General features: G+C 65.6%; 20 protein-coding genes and 1 tRNA gene. 7 read left to right on the top strand and 14 right to left on the bottom strand.

Going from position 1 to position 22,518, the window contains the following annotated elements; all coding sequences use genetic code 11:
- Positions 1-5 precede the first annotated feature (5 nt).
- The 4 genes from P9217_RS08325 to P9217_RS08310 all read right to left on the bottom strand — a co-directional run bounded on the left by P9217_RS08325 (position 6) and on the right by P9217_RS08310 (position 5,166).
- A complete protein-coding gene (locus P9217_RS08325) occupies positions 6-854 on the bottom strand; it encodes an ABC transporter permease (protein WP_067324429.1) in 849 nt (282 codons plus the stop codon).
- Positions 847-1,854 (bottom strand): ABC transporter permease, encoded by a 1,008-nt coding sequence (locus P9217_RS08320; RefSeq protein WP_067324431.1) that lies wholly within the window; start codon positions 1,852-1,854, stop codon positions 847-849. The genes P9217_RS08325 and P9217_RS08320 overlap by 8 nt, the downstream gene beginning before the upstream one ends.
- Before the next feature lie 101 nt (positions 1,855-1,955).
- The gene (locus P9217_RS08315; protein ID WP_278086237.1) at positions 1,956-3,482 is read right to left on the bottom strand and encodes an ABC transporter substrate-binding protein; all 1,527 of its coding nucleotides are present in this window, start codon (positions 3,480-3,482) and stop codon (positions 1,956-1,958) included.
- A gap of 109 nt (positions 3,483-3,591) precedes the next feature.
- On the bottom strand, positions 3,592-5,166 hold the full coding sequence (locus P9217_RS08310) for an NAD(P)/FAD-dependent oxidoreductase (protein ID WP_278086238.1): 1,575 nt from the start codon (positions 5,164-5,166) through the stop codon (positions 3,592-3,594).
- 119 nt (positions 5,167-5,285) lie between these two features.
- On the opposite strand from P9217_RS08310, the gene P9217_RS08305 reads away from it, so the two are divergent.
- The 6 genes from P9217_RS08305 to P9217_RS08280 all read left to right on the top strand — a co-directional run bounded on the left by P9217_RS08305 (position 5,286) and on the right by P9217_RS08280 (position 12,561).
- Positions 5,286-6,077, top strand: a complete 792-nt coding sequence (locus P9217_RS08305) for a cyclase family protein (RefSeq protein WP_278086239.1) — start codon at positions 5,286-5,288, stop codon at positions 6,075-6,077.
- Positions 6,078-6,377: 300 nt separating this feature from the next.
- On the top strand, positions 6,378-7,949 hold the full coding sequence (locus P9217_RS08300) for an NAD(P)/FAD-dependent oxidoreductase (protein WP_278086240.1): 1,572 nt from the start codon (positions 6,378-6,380) through the stop codon (positions 7,947-7,949).
- The gene (locus P9217_RS08295) at positions 7,949-8,431 is read left to right on the top strand and encodes a MarR family transcriptional regulator (protein WP_067324441.1); all 483 of its coding nucleotides are present in this window, start codon (positions 7,949-7,951) and stop codon (positions 8,429-8,431) included. The genes P9217_RS08300 and P9217_RS08295 overlap by 1 nt, the downstream gene beginning before the upstream one ends.
- Before the next feature lie 50 nt (positions 8,432-8,481).
- Positions 8,482-10,635 (top strand): indolepyruvate ferredoxin oxidoreductase subunit alpha, encoded by a 2,154-nt coding sequence (locus tag P9217_RS08290; protein WP_278086241.1) that lies wholly within the window; start codon positions 8,482-8,484, stop codon positions 10,633-10,635.
- Positions 10,628-12,211: an indolepyruvate oxidoreductase subunit beta family protein gene (locus P9217_RS08285; protein WP_278086242.1), complete on the top strand. Its 1,584-nt coding sequence runs from the start codon at positions 10,628-10,630 to the stop codon at positions 12,209-12,211. Before P9217_RS08290 ends, P9217_RS08285 begins: the two co-directional genes overlap by 8 nt.
- Positions 12,212-12,297: 86 nt before the next feature.
- Complete coding sequence (locus P9217_RS08280; protein WP_095824259.1) at positions 12,298-12,561, top strand: hypothetical protein; 264 nt, start codon at positions 12,298-12,300, stop codon at positions 12,559-12,561.
- Positions 12,562-12,903: 342 nt separating this feature from the next.
- On the opposite strand, the gene P9217_RS08275 is transcribed toward P9217_RS08280, so the two are convergent.
- The 10 genes from P9217_RS08275 to P9217_RS08230 all read right to left on the bottom strand — a co-directional run bounded on the left by P9217_RS08275 (position 12,904) and on the right by P9217_RS08230 (position 20,876).
- On the bottom strand, positions 12,904-14,142 hold the full coding sequence (locus tag P9217_RS08275) for a DUF1501 domain-containing protein (protein ID WP_278086243.1): 1,239 nt from the start codon (positions 14,140-14,142) through the stop codon (positions 12,904-12,906).
- A gap of 16 nt (positions 14,143-14,158) precedes the next feature.
- Positions 14,159-15,610, bottom strand: coding sequence for a DUF1800 family protein (locus tag P9217_RS08270; protein ID WP_278086244.1), 1,452 nt, complete (start codon positions 15,608-15,610; stop codon positions 14,159-14,161).
- Between the two features lie 101 nt (positions 15,611-15,711).
- Entirely contained in the window at positions 15,712-15,996 is a 285-nt protein-coding gene (locus P9217_RS08265; protein WP_067003691.1) for a hypothetical protein, read from the bottom strand.
- Between the two features lie 109 nt (positions 15,997-16,105).
- A complete protein-coding gene (locus tag P9217_RS08260; protein ID WP_067003693.1) occupies positions 16,106-16,552 on the bottom strand; it encodes a periplasmic heavy metal sensor in 447 nt (148 codons plus the stop codon).
- Entirely contained in the window at positions 16,549-16,998 is a 450-nt protein-coding gene (locus tag P9217_RS08255; protein ID WP_278086245.1) for a hypothetical protein, read from the bottom strand. The genes P9217_RS08260 and P9217_RS08255 overlap by 4 nt, the downstream gene beginning before the upstream one ends.
- 59 nt (positions 16,999-17,057) lie before the next feature.
- Entirely contained in the window at positions 17,058-17,591 is a 534-nt protein-coding gene (locus tag P9217_RS08250; protein WP_278088278.1) for an RNA polymerase sigma factor, read from the bottom strand.
- A gap of 45 nt (positions 17,592-17,636) precedes the next feature.
- A complete protein-coding gene (locus P9217_RS08245; RefSeq protein ID WP_278086246.1) occupies positions 17,637-18,062 on the bottom strand; it encodes an acid-shock protein in 426 nt (141 codons plus the stop codon).
- 155 nt (positions 18,063-18,217) lie between these two features.
- On the bottom strand, positions 18,218-18,406 hold the full coding sequence (locus tag P9217_RS08240) for a DUF2158 domain-containing protein (RefSeq protein WP_067324751.1): 189 nt from the start codon (positions 18,404-18,406) through the stop codon (positions 18,218-18,220).
- Positions 18,407-18,578: 172 nt separating this feature from the next.
- Complete coding sequence (locus tag P9217_RS08235; RefSeq protein ID WP_278086247.1) at positions 18,579-20,387, bottom strand: adenylate/guanylate cyclase domain-containing protein; 1,809 nt, start codon at positions 20,385-20,387, stop codon at positions 18,579-18,581.
- Between the two features lie 413 nt (positions 20,388-20,800).
- Positions 20,801-20,876, bottom strand: a tRNA-Thr gene (locus P9217_RS08230).
- 346 nt (positions 20,877-21,222) lie between these two features.
- Between P9217_RS08230 and P9217_RS08225 the strand changes: the two genes are divergently transcribed.
- Positions 21,223-22,425 carry a hypothetical protein gene (locus P9217_RS08225; RefSeq protein ID WP_278086248.1) on the top strand — a complete coding sequence of 401 codons (1,203 nt, stop codon included), beginning with the start codon at positions 21,223-21,225 and terminating at the stop codon, positions 22,423-22,425.
- The last annotated feature ends 93 nt before the right edge of the window (positions 22,426-22,518 follow it).

The following is a 22,518-nucleotide window of genomic DNA, read 5'->3' as shown; positions in this document are numbered from 1 at the left end:
GGCGCTCATCGCAGCACCGGATCGAATCGCGCCTTCAATCCTTCGCCGAACTGGCTGAAGGACAGCACGGTGAGGATCAATGTAATCAGCGGGAACACCAGCACCCACCAGGCCTGGTGGATCGACAGCCGGCCCTCGGCGATGATGCCGCCCCAGGTCGGATCGTCGCTCGAGATCGACAGATTGACGAAGGAGAGGATCGCCTCGACGATGACGGCGATGCCCATCTCAAGCGACAAGAGCGCCACCACCGACGGCAGCACATTGGGCAGGACTTCGCGCAGCATGATGCCGATGCGGCCATAGCCGGCGATGCGCGCGCTCTCGACATAGTCCATGCGCGCCTGACTCATCGCCTCGGCGCGGATCACGCGGCAGAAGCGCGTCCAGTCGATGACGGCGATGGCGATGATGACGGAGCTCAAGCCGGTGCCCAGCACCGCGACCAGGAGGATCGCGAACAGCACCGGCGGGAACGCCATCCAGACATCCACGATGCGCGAGATGACGCGGTCGGCCCAACCGCCGAAATAGCCGGCAATGAGCCCGAGCGCCGAGCCGATGATGCAGGCGGACGCCGCCGCGGCGAAGGCGACGATGAAGGCGATGCGGCCGCCGAAGATCAGCCGTGACAGGAGATCCCTGCCGAGGCTGTCGGTGCCCAGCCAATAGCCGGGCTCGGCGCCATCGAGCCAGAAGGGCGGCAGACGCTCGAGCATCAGGTCCTGCGCCAGCGGATCTTGCGGTACGATCAGCGGCGCCAAGATGGCCGCAAGCAGCGCCAGCAGAAGCCAGCCGCCGGCCAGCCATAGCCGCGGGCTGAAGCGCCGTCGCGAAATGCGCGCCTCATCCATGACGCAGCCTCGGATTGAGCAGCGCATACATCATGTCGACGGCAAGGTTGATCAGCACGAAGAGCAGCGCGAAGACCAGCACGATGCCCTGGATCAGCGGCAGGTCGCGGTTGATGACGGCATCGATCGCCATATTGCCGAGACCCTCATAGGAGAACAGCCGCTCGACGATGACCGTGCCGCCGATCAGGAAGGTGAACTGCACGCCCACCAGCGTCAGCGTTGGCAGCGCCGCGTTCTTCAACGCCTCGCGCAGGATAACCTGCGTTTCGGAAAAGCCTTTGACCCGCGCGAGCACGACATAGTCGAGGTCGAGCACTTCCTTCAGCGACTGTTTCAGGAGTTGCGCGATGATCGCCGCCAGCGGCAACGCCAGCGCGATCGCCGGCATCAGCATGTGCTTGAGCAGGTCCCAGGTGAGGTCGAAGCGGAGCCTGAGAATGCTCTCGGCGAGATAGAACTGGGTGACGAAGGGCAGGTCGAGTTGCGGTGACACTCGACCGGAAATGTCGAACACCGGGATGAGCACGCCGAACAGCAGGATCAGCACCAAGCCCCACAGGAAATCGGGGATGGAGAGCGTCGCGCCGCTGGCGATGTCGATGCCGGCTTCGACGGCCGTGCCACGCGAACGCGCACCGAGGATCGCAGCGGAGACGCCGATCGCCACCGCCATCAACAGCGCGACGGTGGCCAATTCCAACGTCGCCGGCAGCCGGTTGAAGACGAGGCCGAGCACATCCTGGCGCAGCGAGATCGAAGTGCCGAAATCGCCATGCAGCACGCCGGCGAGCCAGATGAAGAACTGCTGCGCAATACTCTTGTCCAGCCCATAGAGCGCGCGCAGACGCGCTATGTCGTCATTGCTGGCGCCGGGTGGCAGCATCATCGCGATCGGGTCGCCGGGCGCCACGCGGATGACGACGAAGACGACGACGGCGACGCCGAACAGTGTGACCAGCATCGTCATCAGACGAACAAGAAATCTCTGCAGCAGCATGCTCGCTGAGCCTAATGCATTCGGCCCCTCACCGGCCGGACGAGGGGGGCCTTGCGTCGTTGGAGAAGGTGCGCTGCGCCAGCGCAGCTTCTCAGATGTCATCAGGCCGGGGTCATCAGCGCCGGCAGCAGCGCGCCCGATACATGCTGCACGACATTGACCTTCTTCGAGTGCACGATCGGCTGAGCATACTGCATCAGCGGCAGCACATAGGCCTGCTCGGCGATGTATTTGTCGACGGCCTTCCAGCCGGCGATGCGCTTGGCCTCGTCCTTCTCGCCCCACAGCGGATTGATCATGTCGATCAGGTCCTGGCTGTCCCACACCGAATGCGGGCTAGGTCCATACATGGCAAAGCCGGTCGAGGTGGTCGGATCGCCGATCGCATTCCCCCAGTTGTAGAAGGCGGCCGGCGCCAGCTTGTCGGCGGCCCGCAGCTCGTAATGCTTGGCGATGTCGTAGACCTCGATATTGGCCTCGATGCCGACCTTGCGCCACATGCCGACGATCGCCTGGATCATCTCATAATCCTTGGGCTTGAAGCCCTTGGTCGTTTGGATGGTGAACTTGACCGGCTTCTTGGGCGAATACCCTGAAGCGGCGAGCAGTTCCTTGGCCTTTTCCGGATTGTGCTCGACTTTGATCGACGCGTCGAAGGCCGTGTATTCCGGCGTCTCCAGCGTGGCGATCGGCTGGCCGTAGCCGCGCAGCAGCCGCTTGACCAAGAGCTCCTTGTCCACCGCCATCACAGCCGCTTGGCGGACGTTCTTGTCGAGCATCGCCTCGATGTCGTTGAAGAAGATCATGCCGATGTCGGAGACATTCTTGATCGAGCCGGCGAGTCCGTCCTTGGCGATCAGCCGGTCATATTCTTCATAGGGGATTTCGAGCGTCACCTGCGAGGAGCCGGACTCGACCTCGGCGACGCGGCTTGCCGCGTCGGTGACGAACTTGATCGTCACGTTCTCGAAGGCTGGCTTGGCACCCCAGTAATTCGGATTGGCCTTCAGCCGCAGGAAGGCGTTGCGCTCGAATTTGTCGACCATATAGGGCCCGGTGCCGATCGGCGCCTTCTCGAAGCCTTCCGCGCCTACCTTCTCGTAATAGGCCTTCGGCATGATGTAGCCGGTCAGGAAAGACATCCATTTGAAATAGACCGGATCGAACTGCACGACGTCGGCGGTGATCTTGTTGCCGTCGATCTTGAAGTTGTTGACGTTCTTCCAGACGAACTGGATCGGATTGCCGGTCTTCTCGTCGCCCGCCCGCTGCAGCGACCAGACAACGTCCTCGGCGGTGAAGGGCGAGCCGTCATGCCATTTCACGCCGTCGCGGACCGTCATCGTCACCTTGCTGCGATCGTCGTTCCAACCCCATTCGGTGAGCAGGCCGGGTGTGAAGGAAAGGTCCGGCTTCTGCGGGATGAACTGGTCGAACACCGACTGGTAGAGGCCTTGGATGGTCGGGTTCACCGCCGAAGGCCCGGTCGTCGGGTCCCAGGATGGCAGGTTCACGTTGTAGGCGATGGTGAGCTCGTCCGCCGCCTTGGCTGCCTTCGGCAGTCCGAGTGTCGCCGCGCCAAGCGCTGCTGCGCCAAACCCAAGCAAATCGCGTCTGTTGATGGTCATGGTCGTTCCCCTTGTTGGTTGTCGGTTTTTGACTTTCATTGTCGCGCGGCGTTGTTCATTCGCAAGGTCTGGTGGGCAACCGCGCCTTGTCCATCCTGGAATTCTGCTGCTAGTGCCCTCCCAGCTGTTGCGCCAGCATGAAGCCGGATCCGGCACCGGTGCCGGCGCCGGGCCATGTCGCGGCGCCGATGAGGTAGAGGTTCGACACCGGCGTGTTCCAGCGCGCGAAGCCGCGCGCCGGACGGAAGAGAAAATTCTGCGCCAAATGGTGGCTGCCGCAGATCTGGTCGCCGCCGACGAGGTTCTGATTCTCGCGCTCGAGGTCGAGCGGCGAGAAGATCGCGCGGCCGAGGATCTTCTGGCGCAAACCAGGCGCATAGCTCTCGATGATGTCGAGCACGCGCTCGGCATAGGCGTCCTTGACCGCGTACCAGGAACCGGGCGCGATCTTGCCGGCGGCATCGCCAAGGATTTCCGCCGGCAGCATGCGCACCTGGACCCAGAGCACGTGCTTGCCTTCTGGCGCCCGCCAGGGATCGACGGCGGTCGGCTGTCCTACGACGAGCACCGGCTGATCGGGCAGCACGCCGGCAATCGCCTGCTGATAGGTGCGCGACATGGCATCGAGCGACGGCGCCAGATGCACATAGGCGAAGTGGCGAAGCTCGGCGCCGGCGCTCCAGTCCGGCAGATCGTCCAGTGCCAAATGGATCATCATCGTGCCCGGCGCATGGCGGAACTTTTTCATCGCCGCGTCGAACCCGGCATCGCCGGATCCGTTCGGCAACAGCTTGCCAGTCAGCGCCTTGGGCGCGACGCCGGCAATGACGGCCTTGCTGGCGACATGGAAATCGCCGGAGGCGAGCCGCACGCCGGTCGCGCGGCCGCCGGCGACGGTGATCTCCGCCACCTCCGCGCCGCCCATGATCTTGCCGCCGGCCGCTTTGACCATGCCGACAAGCGCGCGGATGATGGTGTCGGCGCCGCCCTTGCCGAGCACCATGCCAAAACTCTGGTTGGCCATTGATTCCAGATAGGGGAACACGGCGCCGCCAGCGATGTCTGGGGCGAAGTCGAGATGCATGCCCCAGGCGGCGAGCGTGGTTTGCACATGCGGCGTCTCGAAATTGTCCTCGAGCCACGCGCGGGGTGAAGACAGCAACAAGCGGCCGGTATCGAGCGCACCGCCAATGCCTTTCTTGCGCCAAAGATTCCAGGCCGTGCCGGCAAGCGCCCGCGGGCTCATCGGCGATCCGAGCAGCGGGAACAGATGCTCCGCCTCGCCTGGAAAGGCCTCGACCAGCCGGCGCCATGTAGCGGCATCGGCCGCGGAGAAGGTGGCGAGCCGCGATGTCGTCTTCTCGAGATCGTTGCTGACGCCAAACCATCTTCCATCCGGGAAAGCGCTGGCGAAACAGTCGGCGACGGGCGAAAATTCCAGCCCGTGGCTTTTCAATTCATTTGCATATTTCCGATGGAAGGGAGAGCCAGCGAACAGGCTCAGGTTCATCGCGCCGAAGTCGTGCCTGAAACCGGGAAGCGTGTATTCCGCGGTCCGGACCGCGCCGCCGATAGTTGTGTTGCGCTCGAAAATTGCGGTTTTCCAGCCTTTGAGCGACAGATGCGCGGCGCAGGCCAGATTGTTGTGGCCCGCCCCGACAAAGATGGCGTCGAACTCGCTCACGCCCTGCCCCAAAATGCTTTATGCTTAAAGATAATTGCAGATGCATATGTTTTCGTCTAGTAGGATATTAAGGGCCGCAACGAGCCTTGATGAGCACGGAACAAGAGGGAACGAAGACAATGGACACGCAGAAACTCCTCGGCGAGGTCGCCGGCCAGCTGCTTTCGGGCGCCATCAGGGTGGTCGACCTGTCGGCGCCGCTCGGGCCCAACACGCCGCTAATCAAGCTGCCGCCGGAACTCGCCGTCGACACGCCGAAGGTCGAGATCCACCCCATTTCAAAGTATGACAAGAATGGTCCGTGGTGGGCCTGGAACTGGCTGAAGCTCGGCGAGCATTCGGGCACGCATTTCGACGCGCCGCAGCACTGGATCACCGGCAAGGACTATCCGGACGGCGCCACCGACACCATCCCGGCGCAGAATTTCGTCGGTCCGGTCAATGTCATCGACTGCTCAGTGGAAGCCGCCGCCGATCACGATTTCCTTCTCACCGTCGACCACATCAAGACGTGGGAGGCCAAGCATGGCACCATCAATGCCGGCGAATGGGTGGTGATGCGCACCGACTGGTACAAGCGCAACGGTTCGGAAGCCGACTTCCTCAACGCCAACGAGACCGGCCCGCATACACCCGGACCGACAGCGGAAGCCATCCAGTTCCTGATCAGCAAGGACATCAAGGGCTGGGGCTCGGAGACGATCGGCACCGATGCCGGCAAGGCCGGCGGCATGGAGCCGCCTTTCCCGGCGCACACGCTGATGCACAAAGCCAATCGCTATGGGCTGGCCAGCCTCTGCAACCTCGACCAGCTGCCGCCGAAAGGCGCGATCCTGATCGCCGCCCCGCTCAAGATCGAGCACGGCACCGGCAGCCCGATCCGCGCCCTGGCGCTGGTGCCGGGCCAATAGGCGAGGTGGCGGTCTTCGGGAGAAGATCATGCTCGCGCGCAATGGAGTAGTGGAGAGGTGGGATCGGAGCGACGCTGGCGCTCTACGGCGCCCCCCTCTGTCCTGCCGGACATCTCCCCCACAAGGGGGGAGATTGCACGTCACCTCCGCTTTCGCCAATCTCCGACGTCGTAGGATTGAGCAGGGCGCCGAAACTGCCAATCTCCCCCCAAGTGGGGGAGATGTCCGGCAGGACAGAGGGGGGCGCGAAGGAACTCGCCTTAGTGCGATTGACGTTCACTTCTCGATTGCGAGTGCGCAATGACCGCTGCCGATCACATCATCGTCGGTAGCGGCATCAACGCCCTGGTCTGCGCGGCGATGCTTGGCGCCAAGGGCGTCAAGGTGCTCGTGCTCGAACGCAACGACCGCATCGGCGGCTGCATGCGCACCGATGAGATCACGGCGCCCGGCTTCGTCCATGACGTGATGGCGACGACCTTCGTCCTCTTCATCACCTCGCCGGCCTATGCCGCGCTCGGCAAGGATCTTGCGCGGCACGGGCTGGTATTCTGTCACACGACCACACCCACCGGCGTGCTTCGGCCCGATGGCAGCCATGCCGTGCTCACCACCGACCGGGCCGCCAATATCGCGGCGCTGAACGCCTTTGCCTCCGGCGATGGCGACCGTCATGGCGGCGATGTCGGCGACATCGAACGCAATGCCGGACTGCTCTTCGGCCTGCTCGGTGGCGCGCTCTGGTCCTATCCGACGACGAAGCTCATGGCCGGCGAGGCGTGGCGGCGCGGTCCGCGCCAGCTTGCCGCCGTCCTGGGCGAGGCGCTGGTGCCGGCGCGGGGCTGGCTGGAGACCGCGTACAAGTCCGATACCGTCCGCGCGCTCTGGGCGCCCTGGGTGCTGCATGCCGGGCTTGGGCCGGAAGACGCCTTCTCCGGTCAGATCGCCAAGGTCATCGCCTTCGCGCTGGAGGCGGCCGGCGCACCGATCGTCAAGGGCGGGGCGAAGACCCTGCTCGCCGCCTTCGAGACATTGATCAAGGAGCGCGGCGGCGAAATCCGCGTCAACGCCGACGTCGCCTCGATCGTCCAGGCCGGCGGCCGTGCCACCGGCGTCCGGCTCGCCTCCGGCGAGACGCTGACGGCGGCAAAGGGCATCATCTGCTCGCTCACGCCGACGCAGCTCTATGGCCGTCTGCTCGGCAACGATGTGCCCGACGCAGCAACCAAGGCCACGCAGTCCTACCGCTACGGCAAGGGCAACTTCCAGCTCCACTACGCGCTGAACAAGCCGCCGGCCTGGCGCGGCGAGGGCCTCGACAAGGTGGCGCTGCTGCATCTGACGCCGGGACTCGATGGTGTGTCGAAAGCCTGCAACGAAGCGGTGCGCGGCCTGTTGCCGGAAGTGCCGACGATCTGCGTCGGCCAGCCCCACGCGCTCGATCCGTCGCGCTGTCCGCCGGGCAAGGCAATCCTGTGGCTGCAGCTTCCGGAAGCGCCGCGCCACATCAAGGGCGATGCCGCCGGCAAGCTCGAGGCCCCAGCCGATGGCCGCTGGAGCGAGGCGCTGCGCGAGCCCTACGCCGACCGCGTCGAGGCGATCCTCGCTCATCACATCGATGGTTTTCGCGACACCATCATCGCGCGCCGCGCCTATTCGCCTGCCGATCTGGAAGCGATGAACATCAATCTGGTCGGCGGCGATCCCTATGGCGGCTCGTCCACCATCGACCAGTCCTTCTTGTGGCGGCCGTTCAAGGCCAGCCGCAATCACGAGACCGGCATTAAGGGCCTCTACCATATCGGCGCGTCGACGCACCCGGGCGCGGGGCTCGGCGGCGGCTCCGGCTTCCTGCTGGCGGAGAGGCTCTGATGGAACAGAAGCTTCCGGAAAAGCGCCAGCGCATCTCGACCCTCGGCCAGATCGGCCTGCAGCAATTCGCGCCCTATTTGATGAACCGCATCATGGGCCGCTACAACGCCACCCTGCGAGAAGACTTTCGCAAGCAGGGCCTGACCATTCCGCAGGTGCGCACGTTGGCCGTGCTCTCGGTCACCGACGGCATCACCGTCAACGACCTCTCGGTCTATACGGTGATCGAGCAATCGACCTTGAGTCGCACGCTCGACGCGCTGGAAGGCCAGGGCCTCGTGCGGCGCGAGCAGGGCGTCGCCGACAGCCGCTTCCGCCATGTGTTCCTGACCGATGACGGCCGGGCGCTTTTCACCCGCGCCTGGCCGGCCATGCATGATGCCTTCGAAGCGATGTTCGACGGCGTCGACGATGCCGAATATGCCGCGCTGATCGCGATCCTGCAGAAGATGCTGAAGAACATCCGCAAGCACGACATTTGAGTTTGACGTACGCGCCGCCGTCCAAACGGCGGTAACGGAAGGAGGCAGAGATGGCCGAACGGTCTTTTGCCAAGGAAGTTGAAAAGCTGAGGCTTGGCGCCGGCCAGGAATTCGCGGGCGAGGGCATCCTCGCCATCACCAAGGCGCTGCTGCAATGCGGCGTCGGCTATGTCGGCGGCTACCAGGGCGCGCCGATCAGCCATCTGATGGATGTGCTCGCCGACGCGCAGGACATTCTGGGCGAGCTCGGCGTGCACTTCGAGGCGAGCGCCTCGGAAGCAACCGCCACCGCCATGCTTGCCGCATCCGTGCACTACCCGATCCGCGGTGCCGCCACCTTCAAGTCGACGGTGGGCACCAATGTCGCCTCGGACGCTTTGGCGAACCTCGCCTCGGGCGGCGTCACCGGCGGCGCGCTGATCATCGTCGGCGAGGACTATGGCGAGGGCTCCTCCATCATGCAGGAGCGCAGCCACGCCTTCGCCATGAAGAGCCAGGTCTGGCTGCTCGATCCGCGCCCGAACCTGCCCTCGATCGTCAAGGCGGTCGAGGATGGCTTCGAGCTGTCGGAGGCCTCCAACACGCCGGTCATGCTGCAGGTGCGCATCCGCTGCTGCCACGTCCATGGCCACTTCATCGCCAAGGATAACAAGCGGCCGCCTATGTCGGTTGCCGATGCGCTGTCGGCCCCGCGCCGCGACACCGGCCGCATCGTGCTGCCGCCTGCCTCCTTCCTGCACGAGAAGGAGAAGGTCGCAAAGCGCTGGCCGGCGGCGGTCGATTTCATCAAGAGCCGCAAGATCAACGAGGTCTTTGGGCCGGACAATGGCTCGATCGGCATCGTCATGCAGGGCGGCATGTACAATTCGGTCGTCCGCGCGCTGCAGCGGCTCGGCCTTGCCGACACCTATGGCGACACCGACGTGCCGCTTTATGTGCTGAACGCCGTCTATCCGCTCGTCGATGACGAGTTCCTTTCCTTCTGCGAGGGCAAACAGGCGGTGCTGGTCGTCGAAGAAGGCCAGCCCAACTACATCGAGCAGGCCTTTGCCGCGATGCTGCACAAGGCAGGGCGCGGCACCAAGCTGGTCGGCAAGGAGCATCTGCCGATGGCCGGCGAATATACCGGGCAGGTGATGCTGGACGGCATTGGCTCCTTCCTGCGCGCCTATGCTCCGCATCTGCTGCCCGGCGAGGTTCGCGCGCCGAACAAGTTGGGCGAGGGCGTCGACACGGCCGATCTCATCAATGTCGTTCCCGGCCGCCCGCCGGGCTTCTGCGTCGGCTGTCCGGAGCGGCCGATCTTCGCTGCGACCAAGCTGGTCGAGCAGGAGCTTGGCAAGCACCACATCGCTTCCGACATCGGCTGCCACCTGTTCTCGATCATGCCGCCCTTCGAGCTCGGTGCCACCACCATGGGCTACGGCCTCGGGCCGGCCTCGGCTTCCGCCTTCAATTCGCCGGAAGCGAAACGCCGCTCGATCTCCTTCGTCGGCGACGGCGGCTTCTGGCATAACGGTCTCACCTCCTCGATCGGCAACGCCGTCTTCAACAAGAATGACGGCGTCATCGTCATCGTCGACAATTTTTACTCGGCCGCCACCGGCGGCCAGGACATCCTGTCCTCGCGCGCCTCGAACCGCACCAAGTCCACAAAACATCCGATCACCGAAGCGGTGAAAGGCATGGGCGTCAAATGGCTGCGCCACATCGACCGCACCTATGACGTCGGCAAGATGCGCGACACGCTGCGCGAGGCGCTAACCACCGAGGAGAAGGGGCCGAAGGTCATCGTCGCCTCGTCCGAATGCATGCTGAACCGCCAGCGCCGCGAGAGGCCGCTGGTCGACAAGGCGGTCAAGGGCGGCGAGCGGGTCGTCAAGCCGAAATTCGGCGTCGACGAGGACGTCTGCACTGGCGACCACGCCTGCATGCGGCTCTCCGGCTGCCCGTCGCTCTCGGTGAAGTCGCTCGACGATCCGCTGCGCGACGATCCGGTCGCCTCGATCGACCAGAACTGTGTCGGCTGCGGCAATTGCGGCGAGGTGGCGGATGCGGCCGTGCTCTGTCCCTCCTTCTACCGCGCCGATGTCGTGCACAATCCGAGCCGCTGGGACCGTTTCCTGGAAAGCGCGCGCCGCGCCGTGATCGGCCGGTTGCAGCGCCGCCGCGAGAGTCGCCGTTTGATGTTCGCCGATGCTTGAGCAGGCTTCACCGCTGCGCCCGAAGCCGGGCGCCTCTGATGATGAGCGGGTGATAAAACTCGCCGTGCTTGCCGTCGGCGGCCAGGGCGGCGGCGTGCTCGCCGATTGGATCACCGACGTCGCCGAGCGCAGCGGCTACATTGCGCAATCGACGTCGGTGGCGGGAGTCGCCCAGCGCACGGGGGCCACGATCTATTACATCGAGATGGCGCGCGACACCGGCCGGCTGCCGGTCTTCGCCCTGTCGCCCTCGCAGGGCGACGTCGACATCTTGATCGCCGCCGAGCTGATGGAGGCTGGCCGCGCCATCATCCGCGGTTTCGTCACGCCCGAGCGCACGACGCTGATCGCCTCCTCGCACCGCATCGCCGCCGTCTCGGAAAAGATCGAGCCGGGCGACGGCCGCGCCCCGTCCGAAAAGGTGCATGCGACGGCCGAGGCGGCCGCCAAGCGCTTCATCGCCTTCGATATGGAAAAGATCGCCGCCGAGCACGGCACGATGATCTCGGCCAGCCTGCTCGGCGCGCTGGCCGGTTCTGACGCGCTGCCCTTCGCGCGCGAAAACTACGAGCAGGCGATCGGCGCCGGTGGCCGCGGCGTGAAGGCCAGCCTTGCCGCCTTCGGCGCCGCCTATGACCGGGCGCGCGGCATCGCGGTCGCGACAGCCGGGGATAAGGCAACCGGGAAGCCCGCCGCTCCCGACACCAAATCAACGGCGAGGGTCAGTGGTCCCGAGACCCTGCTGAAGGGCTGGCAGGATCTCGCCGCCCGTGTCGCGGCACTGCCGAAACCGCTGCGCGACATGGCTGAACGCGGCTTGAAGAAGGTCGTCGATTACCAGGACGCCGCCTATGGCGGCGAATATCTCGACCGGCTGGACAAGGCGATCGCGCTGGACAATGCGGAGCGTGGCCATGCGCTGTCGGTCGCGGCCGCGAAACATCTGGCCAACGCCATGTGCTATGACGACATGATCCGCGTCGCCGACCTCAAGACGCGTTCGACCCGCGACAGGCGCGTGCGCAAGGAAGTCGGTGTCAGGGAAGGCTTGGTCCTGCAGGTCACTGAATATTTCCATCCGCGCATCGAGGAATTTTGCGGCACGCTGCCGCTAGCAATCGGCAGTTACATCGAGAACCGCCCGAAGCTCGCCGCCTTCCTTGACCGCCGCATCAACCGCGGCCGCCATATCCGCACCGACAGTTTCACCGGCTTCGCCATGCTCTGGTTCATCGGCGGCCTGCGCCGCTGGCGGCGCCGCCTGCTGCGCCACAAGGTCGAGGTCGAGCATCTGGAGCGCTGGTACGGCTTGGCGCTTGCCCATGCGCGCGAAAATTATGCGCTTGGGCTGGAGATCCTGAATTGCCGCCGCTTGATCAAGGGCTACAGCGACACCCACGCCCGTGCCCAGTCGAAATTCGACCGCGTGCTCTCGGCCCTCCCGATGCTCAAGGGCCGCGAAGACGCCGCCGACTGGATCCGCCGCCTGCGCGAAGCGGCGCTGAAGGACGAAAAGGGCGACATGCTCGACGGCGCGCTGAAGACCGTGGCGACGCTCGACGACGCCGCCCGATAACGAGGATGTGATCCCATCCCATCCGACGGATTTCGACCCTGCCGTCCGTTTCACGGCGGTAGGGATGAATCACGGAGACGAACTTTATGCTCACCAAATATTTTCTACCGTTCGCATTGGCCGCCGGCACTTTGATGCTCTCCGCCGGCGCGCAGGCCATGCCGATGGCAAAGCCCAGCGCTGCGCCGCTGCCAGTCGAGACGGTCGGCTGGCGCTGCGGTCCTGGTTGGCACGTGAATCACTGGGGCAGATGCGTGCCGAACGGTCGCCGGTTCATCCGGCCCGTGCGCCACTGGCATCCGGGCTTCCGGTATCACCACCGCTGGCATCGCGGCTATTGGAGCTGGTGATCGGTTTGAGGGGCGCCCGTGCCGGAAACGGCGCGGGCGGCTTGCTAAGTTCCTCGAGCGAGGATTCAGACAGCCCTCAGAGACGGCGTCTGGACAGCGCCCCCTCTGTCTTGCCGGACATCTTCGCCGCAAGGGGGGAGCTCAGACATCGCGCCGGCCTTCGCCAATCGTCAGTGTCGTACTCTGTTCGACAGCGCAGAGTGGTCGCGGCGCCGAAGCTGCCAATCTCCCCCCAAGTGGGGGAGATGTCCGGCAGGACAGAGGGGGGGCGAAGGATCTCGACCGATCTCACCTTGTGCCGCCGCGTTCCTGCCTCGCGGCTGATGGACAAAGTCGAAGCTCTCACGCCACCAAATCCCGCATCGGCTTCACCGCCGCCGACTCCGGAAACACCTTGTCGCCGAGCACGGCGGCGGAGAGCCCGAACTGCTCGGCAAGCAACCCCTTCAGCACCGCGCGCACATCGCTGGTCGGCGCGAGGTCGCGGCCTTGGTAGAGCTGAGCCGGCTTCAGCCCCGGCCAGTCGGCGATGACGCGGCCACCTTTGATCGCGCCGCCGGCGAGCAGCACCACCGTGCCGGTGCCGTGGTCCGTGCCGACGGTGCCGTTGACGCGGGCGGTGCGCCCGAATTCGGTGATGGCGACGATCGCCGTGTCCTTCCAGCGCTCGCCGAGCCCTTTCTCGAATTCCTCGAAGGCGCCATCGAGGCCGCCGAGCAGCTTGGCGAGCCGCCCGGTGGCGCCGCCCTCGTTGACATGCGTGTCCCAGCCGTCGAAGGCCAGCGCCGCAATGCGCGGCCCGTCGTCGGCGGCCATCAGTTTCGCCGCGCCTTGCGCGGACTGGCGCATGCAGGCGGCGTTGGCGAGGCCGCCGTGGGGTTTCATCGTGCTGCCATCGAGCTGGTCGCTCATCGCCATGCGGTCAGCGTCGAGGCCCTTCTGCAGCACCGCTGCCAGCACCGGGTCGCGATGGTTGTAGAGGTCGAGCACACGCTCCGCCAGCGCATCGCTGGGCGTCGGCAGCGCCTGCGGCGCCCAGCCGAGCACGGGTGCTGCGCCACGGATCACCAGCGGCGTCGATGGCCCGACCGCCAGCCCGCCGAGCTTGGCCACTCTTTCACCTGCCGGGAGGCTGGCGATCGCCCGATTTAGCCAACCGGTTGTGGCGTTGCCCGGGCCCGGCAGGCCGCTCTCCAGCACATCCTGGCCGTCGAAATGCGAGCGCTCGCGGTAGCCGGTCGCGGCCGCGTGCACCGCAGCCGCCTGACCTGCCTTGAACAGCCGCACGAACACCGGCATCGCGGGATTGATCGCGAAGAAGCTGTCGAGCGGCAGCGCCGCATTGGCGCCGGAGAGCGACAGCGCGATGTCGCCATGCAGGCCGGCATAGTCGGGGTCACCGAGCGGGCCGATCGTCGACAGCCCATCCAGCGCGCCGCGCAATATGATGACGATCAGGCGCGGATCGCGATGGTCGGCGGCGCGGGCGAAGCGTGGCAGATAGGCCCAGGCAAACAGCGCGCCGCCTGTCATCAGCACGGCGCGCCGAGATGGGTTCGGCGTTTCACAAAGAAGGCTCATGCCGCTTCTCCATTGTTCACCGGCGTTGAAATTCCGGCGCCATCAGCAGCAGCGCCAGGCCTTGCTGTTTGGACTCGGCGCGCGCGATCGCTTGGCGCGTCTCGGCCGAGGCGGAGGCGCCGATCACGGTGGAAAGCATGTCATCGGGATTGCCGATGTCGCTCGCCTGACGAGCCGCTTGCCAGGCGATGTCGAGGCGCGTCTTGAGGCCTTCGGCGGACGCCCAGCTATCCGTCCGGTCGGAAAAGCCGTTCGGCCCGGGCGGTTGCCAGAGCGGCTCGCCCAGCGCCCTTAGCCAGCGCAGCGTTCGTTGCGGCTCTTTCCCGGCGGTGGAGCCGATCGCCCGCCGGACCGCTACGGCATAGTCCAACGGCGAGCGCAATTTTGTCAGCGGCAGCGACCAGGCTTCAGGCAGATCGACCAGTGCAAGCGCGAGCGCGCGCAGGTCGCCGTCCGTCTTGGTGAAGATCTCGGCAAGGCGGTCGACTACAGCCGCCGGCGGATCGTCGGCAATGAGATGGCGGGCAAGCTTGGTAGCGATGTGGCGCGCGGTCGCCGGCTGGCGGGCGATGTCGTTGAGCGCGGCCTCGGCCTGGCCCATGCCGCCGGCCGGGTAGGTCTTGCCGAGCAGCACCGCCTCGCCAGGCTGATGCGCATTGGCGTCGAACACAAATGTGCCGGGCTCGCCCAGGCGGCCCTTCCGTCCGGCCATCGTCCAGCCGGTGAGCGCTCCCGCGAAACTCGTGACATCCGCCTGGCTATAGCCGCCGTCGACGCCCAGTGTGTGCAATTCCAGGATCTCGCGGGCGAGGTTCTCGTTGAGGCCGCGGCCGCGCCTTTTTCCGGCGCGCGAATCTGGTCCGGTCGATTGTCGGTTGTCGAGGTAGAACAGCATCGCCGGGTGATGCTCGACGGCCAGCAGCATGTCGGCGAAGCGGCCGAGCACGAAGGGGCGGACAGCCTCGCGCTCGAAAGCGCCGGCGCAGGCCCGCACGAGTTGGCCCTTGGCGGTCGAGACGCAGAAATGGTTCGACCAGAAACCGGCCAGTCTTTCGACAAAGCCCGGTGCGGCACCGAGCGCCTTGTCGAAACGGGCTTGCGCTTCATCCCGATAGATATCGGCCTCGACCGGCGGCACGCCTGACTTGCGTTTTGCCTCGGCTGAGCCGTCCGAAGTGTCTGCCGCAGGCTGCATGGCGGGCGCTGGCTTCTCCCGCGCTGCCTTGCGCTCCGCGGCGGCAGCCACGCTGGCCTGGATCGCGGCGGTGCTGTCCAACAAGCCGGCATTTTTTGAATCGTCGGCCGAGACAAGCGCGACATCCAACAGCTCGAGCTCGGCCTTCAGATAACGGCGCGCATCGGCCGCAATCTTGCCGAGATCGTCACCAGGTTTCGCGCCAAGCCCGAAGCGGTTGAGCGCGACCAAGGCTGGATCGGGCGGAACGGCATTTGGAACGGATAGAGCCAACAGAGCCTCCGTCGCGGACCGACGCAGGTCGCGTCGGCGGCAATATCCACGGTCGAAAGGCCTTATGACGCCGGAGTCGGCATGATGAGGCCGGCAGGGGCTTACCAGCGGCGCCAGTAACGATCGCCGTGCCACGGACGCCAGGCCGGGCCGATATAGACGCTTGGGCCACCCCAGTAGTAATAGCCCGGATAGATCACGCGGCGGTTGGGCACGCAGCGACCCCACCGGTTGGGGTGCCAGCCGGGGCCGCAGCCCCAGGCCACATGCTCGACAATCGCAGGCGCCGCAGGCGCCGCAAGCGGCATTGCCGAGGCTGCACTTGCCGCGGCAGTCCCGCCGATGGCAAGCGCAGCCGCAACAGAATATTTCGTCAGACCATTCATGGGATACTCCGAAGTTTCTCGAGGTTGAACCGGCCACGTCGCGTTCGCGTGGCGGCAGGCGTGTCCCTCTTTTTCTTTGAACGGAGACGGCCGGCGCTTTCCGTCGCTCTTATGGCGTATTTTTTGCCGGGATGGGCCGCTGCCTGCCGACATGACGCAATAGGGCGTCGGCCAGCAGCTTACGGTCATCTAGCGGGCTCGACGCGGCGAATTCGACGATGCGCTGTTCCAGCCGGCTGCGGATGGTGGCGTCGGCATTGCGCGCCCGCTCCAGGGCTGCGGCCAGAGCGTTGGCGTCGAGCGTCGGCTGCTGCAAGAGGTTGGCCGCCTCACGCCGCGCCTGCTGTCCGTCGAGGATGACTGCGCGCGACTCGCGCCGAACCTCGCGCAACGCCTGGCGGAATACCTTGCGGTCGCTGGCGGGAAGCTGACCGCCGGCCGATTCCAGCGAATAGCCGCCTCCGGAACGGCCGATCAGCCAGCCTGCACCGCCGGCGACGGCACCGATCAGGAAGACGTTCAGCACCAGCGATGCCGCGAAAAGACGAGCGCTCATAGGTCCTCCGTGTCGGCGTCGGGACCGGCATCGCCGAACGACGTTGCGTTGGCATCCATCACATAATGGTCGGACGTGGCATCTGGCGTGACAACGGTGACCAGCGCCAGCCCGACCACGGCGCCGGCAAGGCCGACGCCGGCAAGTCCAAAGCCCAGCCACCAAAACCGGCGGCGCCGCCCCTGGCTGAGCTGCGTGGTGGCCCGTGCGACAATCTCGCCATGCAGCGTCCGGCTTGGGGCCTCGACGTGATGACGGTCGAGAATGGCATCGAGCCTGCCGGCGGTCGCCAGAATGGCGCGACCCTCTTCGCTCTCCGCAAACAGCGTGGCGGCAGCCTGGTCGGCCCGCGGCCAGCGATGCAGGGCGCTGCCATAGGCGTCCGCAAGTGCGGTGAAGCGTTGGGCACTCATTGCCCCGTCAGCGGCCTTTCTTTCGTCAGCCATCTCGTTTCCCCTTCCACGGGTTTGACGTGGCCACCCAAGTCTCAACCGCCGCCAGCTGCTCAGTCATCGCCATCTCCGATGAGCATGGCTTGCAGCGAGCGTCGACCCCGCGCGAGCAGGCTTTCCAGCGCATCGACGCTGACCTGCATGGCGCCGGCGGCCTCGATGTTGGACATCTCCTGATAATAGACGAGCACGATCGCCTCGCGCTGGCGCGGCGCGATGCGCAGCAGCGCCTGCTGGACGCGCCGGCCCTCGTCTCCGGCGTCGGGAAGCGGTGCCTCATCCGCCGCCTCCGGCAGTTCGTCCGTCACCCATTCGCGGCGCCGCCGCAGCCGGTCGTAGCAGAGGTTGAGCGCCACCCGGTGGACCCAGGTGTCGAAACGCGCATGACCCTGGCGCCAGCCCGAGGCATGACGCCAGATGCGCACGAAGGTCTCCTGGGCGACGTCCTCGGCCTCGGCGGCATCGCCGAGCATGCGGGTGGCGAGCGAAAGCAGGCGCGCCAGCTTGCGCGCCACCATCGCCTGCACGGCGGCTTGATCGCCGGCACCGATGCGCCGTACCAGTTCCTCGTCCGGATCGGCGCCCATCAATCGGGGCGCTCCCAATGGCCATCGTGCTGCATAACCTCTCGGTCATTGCTCCTGATTGGGAGCGGTTTTGTGGCCCGGCCGTTCCTCGGCGCTCATAACGCCGTCGCCGTTCTTGTCGAGCCTGGCGAAGCGCTTGGCCAAGAAGGCGTCGAGCTCGGATTTGTCGACGAAGCCGTCCTTGTTGGCGTCCATGCGCGCGAAGGATTTGGCAGGATCGCCCTTGGCCTTGCGCTGGGTCTGGAACGCCGTCCACTCGGCGAGGCTGACCTTGCCGTCGCCGTCGGTGTCGGCCCGCATGAAAGCCTTTTCCCGGCGCGCCTCGAACTTTTCCAGGGTGATGCCCGGCCTGGCGGAGGCGGATGCGATTGGCGCCGGCTGCGCCGGCGCGGTGGCAGGCGTCGCTGTCTGGGCGGCCGCGGCGGCGGCCTGCAGGCCAAGGGCAACGACAAATATCGAACGGCGGATCATGCTCTCGTCTCCGGTTGCGCATGGCCATTGGCGGCCACGCTTCAGCCGTTAAACGCGGCAACAGGGAAAATCCGTCGGTCGTTTCTGACGAGACAATTAGCAAGAGTCCGGCAAGAAGCCGGGCCGGAGCCGATCGGGAACGAGGGTGAGCGAAACTATTTCCGTTCGTCGACCACCATCAGCTGATCCGGCTTGAAGCCGGCATGTTGCGGGGTCCAGACGTCGCCGTCACGGTTGAACCAGTGGCACAGATACGTGCCCGAGGCAGCGCCATCACTCACCGTCATCTCCGGGCCTCCGGATTTTAGCCTGACGATGTCACCGGTCTTGAAAGTGTTGGGCATTTTGGCCTCCTTGCTAGAGACCGGGAGTTTCCCACCAACAGCGATTCTCGACAATGCCCGAGATTCGCTGCAAAGCCCGGAAGAGCGTGCGTTCCGCTTTCAGCCTCTGGGTAAAGGAGGTCGCCTGGCCGCACGCGGCGCGCAGGAGAGGGCATCGTTGCAGCCGCGGCGATCACTCCGGCACGCCGGCGATGCCCAGCGCCTCGACGTAGCGCTCGGCGAACACCTTGTCCAGCCACGGGTTGATCTGTCTCTGCAGGGTGAGCGTGAAGGTCGGGAACGCCTCCATCAGGCGGCGCGCCGCGGCCTGCGCCTCGTCCAGCCGGTTGAGCTTGACCAGCGCCATGATCACCACGCGGTGCGAGGAGCCGTAGTTCGGCATCTCGTGCAGCGCCCGTTCTCCCCATGCCAGCGCTTCCTCGTAGCGCTCGAGCATCAGATAGCTCATCCCGATGCCGGAGAGCGCGATGCCTTTCTCGGGGTCGACCGGACTCAGCCGCATCGCCCTGTGAAAGTGCTCGATCGCCACGAGCGGGCGGCTGGAATGCGCGTTCACCCAGCCGCTGCCGGTATGGCCCTGCGCCGAATTGGGGTTGAGCAGCAGGGACCGTTCGATCGTGCCCAGCGCCATCTCGTATTCCTTCGCGCTGTAGGCGATCACCTGCGCCGCGAAGCGCAGGCTCGTGGGGTCGTCGCGCGCTTCCGCCAGCACCTCGCGCGCCATACGCGCGGCGACTCGCACATCGTCGGGTTCGTGCCAGCACTGGCTCACGGATAAGCTGCGGATATAGGCGCCGAGTGCCTTCGCCAAGGTGAAGCCCGGGTCGATGCTGAGCGCCTCGTTGGTGAGTCGGCGTACATCGGCAAAGCCTTCGCGCGTCATGCTGTAGAAGCGCGGCAGTGCGCGAAGATAGAGGTCGTAGGCGCTGATGTAGTCGGTCGGCTTCATGCGCGCCTGCTTGATCTCCTCCAGCCGGATGCTCGGCTCGACAGCACCGACGACGCTCTCGGTCACCTTGTCCTGCAAGTCGAAGATGTCGCTCACGTCGCCTTCGAAGCGGCCGGTCCAGACATGGTGACCGCTGATCGCGTCTACCAACTGCCCGCTGATGCGCACGCGCGATCCGGCTCTGCGGATGCTGCCTTCGAGCACGTAGCGGACGCCCAGCTCGCGCCCGACCTGGCGCAGGTCGACCGCCCGGCCCTTGTAGGTGAAGGACGAGTTGCGGGCGATCACGAAGAAGGAGTTCACCCGGCTCAATCCCGTGATGATGTCCTCCACCAGCCCGTCGGCGAAGTATTCCTGGTCAGGGTCGCCGCTCATGTTGGTGAAAGGCAGAACCGCGATCGAGGGCTTCTCGGGCAGGGGAGGCGGTGCAGCCACCGAGGCGCTGGCGTCGGTCTCGACGCGGTAGGCGCGCACGGGACGCTCGATGTTCTTGAGGCGCAGGTTGCCGAGCGGCGTGAATCCGCAGTCGAGCTTGCCCTGGAGGTGGTCGTAGGCGGTGCCCGAGACGACCACGGTCCCGGGATCGGCGGCGCTTTCGAGGCGGGCGGCGATGTTGACCCCGTCGCCGTAGAGGTCGCCGTCCTCCTCGCAGACCACGTCGCCGAGATTGACGCCGATGCGCAAGCGAATCCGCTCTTCCTCCGGCGTTTCCGCCTCGTGTTCCGCCACAGCCTGCTGGATCGCCACCGCCGATGTCACCGCATTGACGACGCTCGCGAATTCGCAGAGCATGCCGTCGCCGGTGAGCTTGACGATGCGTCCCTGGTTCTCGGATACCAGCGGCTCGAGGAGGTCCTTGCGGTAGGCCTTCAGCCGCTCGAGCGTGCCGCGTTCGTCGCGCTCCGTCAGGCGCGAATAGCCAACCACGTCGCAAGCCAGGATCGCTGCGAGGTGGCGCTGCGTGCTCATTACACGGCTCAGCCAGGCGCCTGCACGCGGGCCGTCCCGCGTCCATGTCCTGCCGGCTTCCATGCGCCTCACCTGCACGGTATCCATCTTTCCCAATCTCCGCCCGTCGCTGGAACGGAGAGCAACCTGACCTTGCCCTCACGAGATTCCGCTATCCAGCTTGCGAAACGTGGAGCGTTCAGTCGCGCTACAGTCAACCAACGACCCGCCCACGCAGCCTCTGGGGACGCTGACGCCACTTCCAGAAGGCCGGGGATGTTGCCTGGCTTGTGTAACCGGTTGACGCCACCGTGGCGGCGCTTTTGTATCGGCATCACACCGAACACTCACGCTTGGAGGTGCTGAGGTCGGCAAGCGGCGAAATGCTGCCGTACGACGCCGCAGCGTTTCGGCTTAGGGCGATCTTGGGTGGGTTTATGGGCGAACCCAAATCCACCCGACACGTATGGTATTGGAATTACACGCTTTTAGGAAACTGGTGCCGCTTGCGTGACTCGAACACGCGACCCCATCATTACGAATGATGTGCTCTACCAACTGAGCTAAAGCGGCCCGGGAAGCCGCTGGGCTTCCAAGATGCGCCGGTTGATAGACTCAACCGCCAGCTAATTCAAGATGGCTGGCGGCGAAATCCTGCGCTCATGCGCGGCAATTCCGTCGCTTGCCGCTGCGCGTCAGCCTTAAGCGCCGCGCCAGCAGGGCTTGCGGGCCCGCGCCGGCAGGCGTCCGATTCCGTTGCAGGCCGATCCGGCGGCGGCGACAAAAATGTTGATTCTTCAACAAAAAACGCCGAAATGGGCATTGGATGCGTCGGCAAGGCAGCCGCCCGCCCGTTGATTGACTGGTCGCCTGCGGCTAACGATCGATAACTGTGAGCGAACGCGCAGAGGGAGCTCGCTTGGACGCCATCGAGAAAGCGATCCGCAACGCCTTCGAGAAAGGCAATCCCGAGGACCGGGCGTTTCGCGAGAAGGTCTATCGCTCGGCCTTTGCCGCGCTCGATCGCGTGCTGCAGGCCAACCCCAACGTGACGGTGGAAGCCGCCATCAACCGCCGCAAGGCGGTGCAGGCCAAGATCACCGAGATCGAATCCGAATTCCTGCCGGCTGTCCAGGTCGTTCCTGACGTGACGCTTCCGCTGGACAGCGGTCCATTCGTCGGCAACGCCGCGCCGGGGCCGGCGGTCGACACGCCGAGCCAGTCTCCCGCGCCGCCGGTGGATGCCCCGCGGGGCCCCGACCAGGGGGCACCGTCGCCGTCGATTACCGTCGACGGTCCGGTGCAGCCCGACACATCGGATGCGCCGCGCTCGCGCGTGCTGCCCCGCGTGCCCGACATCATGCCGGACGAGGCGCTTCCGAACGCGCCGACGCTTGATGACTCCCCCGGAGCGTCCATCGGCAACGGCGCCGAAGTGGCGCCGGATCGCGATGAACGGCGTATCCGTGGCCGACGCCTGCCGCTCACCGCCATCTTTGTCGCGGCGACTCTGCTGGCGGCTGCCGGCATCGGCCTCTATTTCGCCAAGCAGACCGGCGTCTTCAAGACGGCGGCTGAACTCAACACCGGTCCGCCAGAGCCGACCCCGACGCTGGAAGACGAAGACTCCTCGCAGCCAGCCGACACCGGTTCGCCGCAAAAGCCCGGCGAGGCGGATCAGTCGAAGAACTGGATCAACGTCTTCTCGCCCAGCGATCCGACCCATGTCAGCACACCGTCCGACGCCGCCGCAGATGTGATGAAGGACGACACCGGCCAGTTCCTGCGCGTCCGCTCGGGCGCATCCGGCTCGGCCATTGCCTTCGATGTCGGCCAGGGCGTGCTGGAAAAGCTCGCCGGCAAGCATGCCATGTTCGACATCATCGCCCGCTCGGAAGAAGGCAAGGAGACGCAGATCTCGGTCGACTGCAATTTCGGCGAGCTCGGCGATTGCGGCCGCAAGCGCTATGCCGTTGGCCACGAGCGCAACGAATACCTGTTCGACGTGCAGTTCCCGAACAAGCACCCGGGTGCGGCCGGCACCATCGCCGTCAACTCCGACTTCGACAAGCAGGGCAAGTCCGTCGACATCTACGAGATCCGCGTATCGATCGCGGAGTGACCTCGGCATCGGCAGCGAGGGGCTATCTCCAGGGATGCGACCGACCTCCCCTTGATGGGAAGGTCGGCGCGAAGCGCCGGGTGGGGTGAAGCG

The organism is Mesorhizobium sp. WSM4989 (assembly GCF_029625795.1).
Lineage (GTDB): Bacteria > Pseudomonadota > Alphaproteobacteria > Rhizobiales > Rhizobiaceae > Mesorhizobium.
Note: the sequence above shows the minus strand (reverse complement) of the source record. Positions and strands in the feature narration are given on the sequence as shown.

What these genes read in the sequence shown, in the direction of transcription:
- P9217_RS08325 (WP_067324429.1), bottom strand. Translation starts at nt 854, where the DNA reads ATGGATGAGGCGCGCATTTCGCGACGGCGCTTCAGCCCGCGGCTATGG.
- P9217_RS08320 (WP_067324431.1), bottom strand. Translation starts at nt 1,854, where the DNA reads ATGCTGCTGCAGAGATTTCTTGTTCGTCTGATGACGATGCTGGTCACA.
- P9217_RS08315 (WP_278086237.1), bottom strand. Translation starts at nt 3,482, where the DNA reads ATGACCATCAACAGACGCGATTTGCTTGGGTTTGGCGCAGCAGCGCTT.
- P9217_RS08305 (WP_278086239.1), top strand. Translation starts at nt 5,286, where the DNA reads ATGGACACGCAGAAACTCCTCGGCGAGGTCGCCGGCCAGCTGCTTTCG.
- P9217_RS08300 (WP_278086240.1), top strand. Translation starts at nt 6,378, where the DNA reads ATGACCGCTGCCGATCACATCATCGTCGGTAGCGGCATCAACGCCCTG.
- P9217_RS08295 (WP_067324441.1), top strand. Translation starts at nt 7,949, where the DNA reads ATGGAACAGAAGCTTCCGGAAAAGCGCCAGCGCATCTCGACCCTCGGC.
- P9217_RS08290 (WP_278086241.1), top strand. Translation starts at nt 8,482, where the DNA reads ATGGCCGAACGGTCTTTTGCCAAGGAAGTTGAAAAGCTGAGGCTTGGC.
- P9217_RS08285 (WP_278086242.1), top strand. Translation starts at nt 10,628, where the DNA reads ATGCTTGAGCAGGCTTCACCGCTGCGCCCGAAGCCGGGCGCCTCTGAT.
- P9217_RS08280 (WP_095824259.1), top strand. Translation starts at nt 12,298, where the DNA reads ATGCTCACCAAATATTTTCTACCGTTCGCATTGGCCGCCGGCACTTTG.
- P9217_RS08275 (WP_278086243.1), bottom strand. Translation starts at nt 14,142, where the DNA reads ATGAGCCTTCTTTGTGAAACGCCGAACCCATCTCGGCGCGCCGTGCTG.
- P9217_RS08265 (WP_067003691.1), bottom strand. Translation starts at nt 15,996, where the DNA reads ATGAATGGTCTGACGAAATATTCTGTTGCGGCTGCGCTTGCCATCGGC.
- P9217_RS08260 (WP_067003693.1), bottom strand. Translation starts at nt 16,552, where the DNA reads ATGAGCGCTCGTCTTTTCGCGGCATCGCTGGTGCTGAACGTCTTCCTG.
- P9217_RS08255 (WP_278086245.1), bottom strand. Translation starts at nt 16,998, where the DNA reads ATGGCTGACGAAAGAAAGGCCGCTGACGGGGCAATGAGTGCCCAACGC.
- P9217_RS08250 (WP_278088278.1), bottom strand. Translation starts at nt 17,591, where the DNA reads ATGGGCGCCGATCCGGACGAGGAACTGGTACGGCGCATCGGTGCCGGC.
- P9217_RS08245 (WP_278086246.1), bottom strand. Translation starts at nt 18,062, where the DNA reads ATGATCCGCCGTTCGATATTTGTCGTTGCCCTTGGCCTGCAGGCCGCC.
- P9217_RS08240 (WP_067324751.1), bottom strand. Translation starts at nt 18,406, where the DNA reads ATGCCCAACACTTTCAAGACCGGTGACATCGTCAGGCTAAAATCCGGA.
- P9217_RS08235 (WP_278086247.1), bottom strand. Translation starts at nt 20,387, where the DNA reads ATGGAAGCCGGCAGGACATGGACGCGGGACGGCCCGCGTGCAGGCGCC.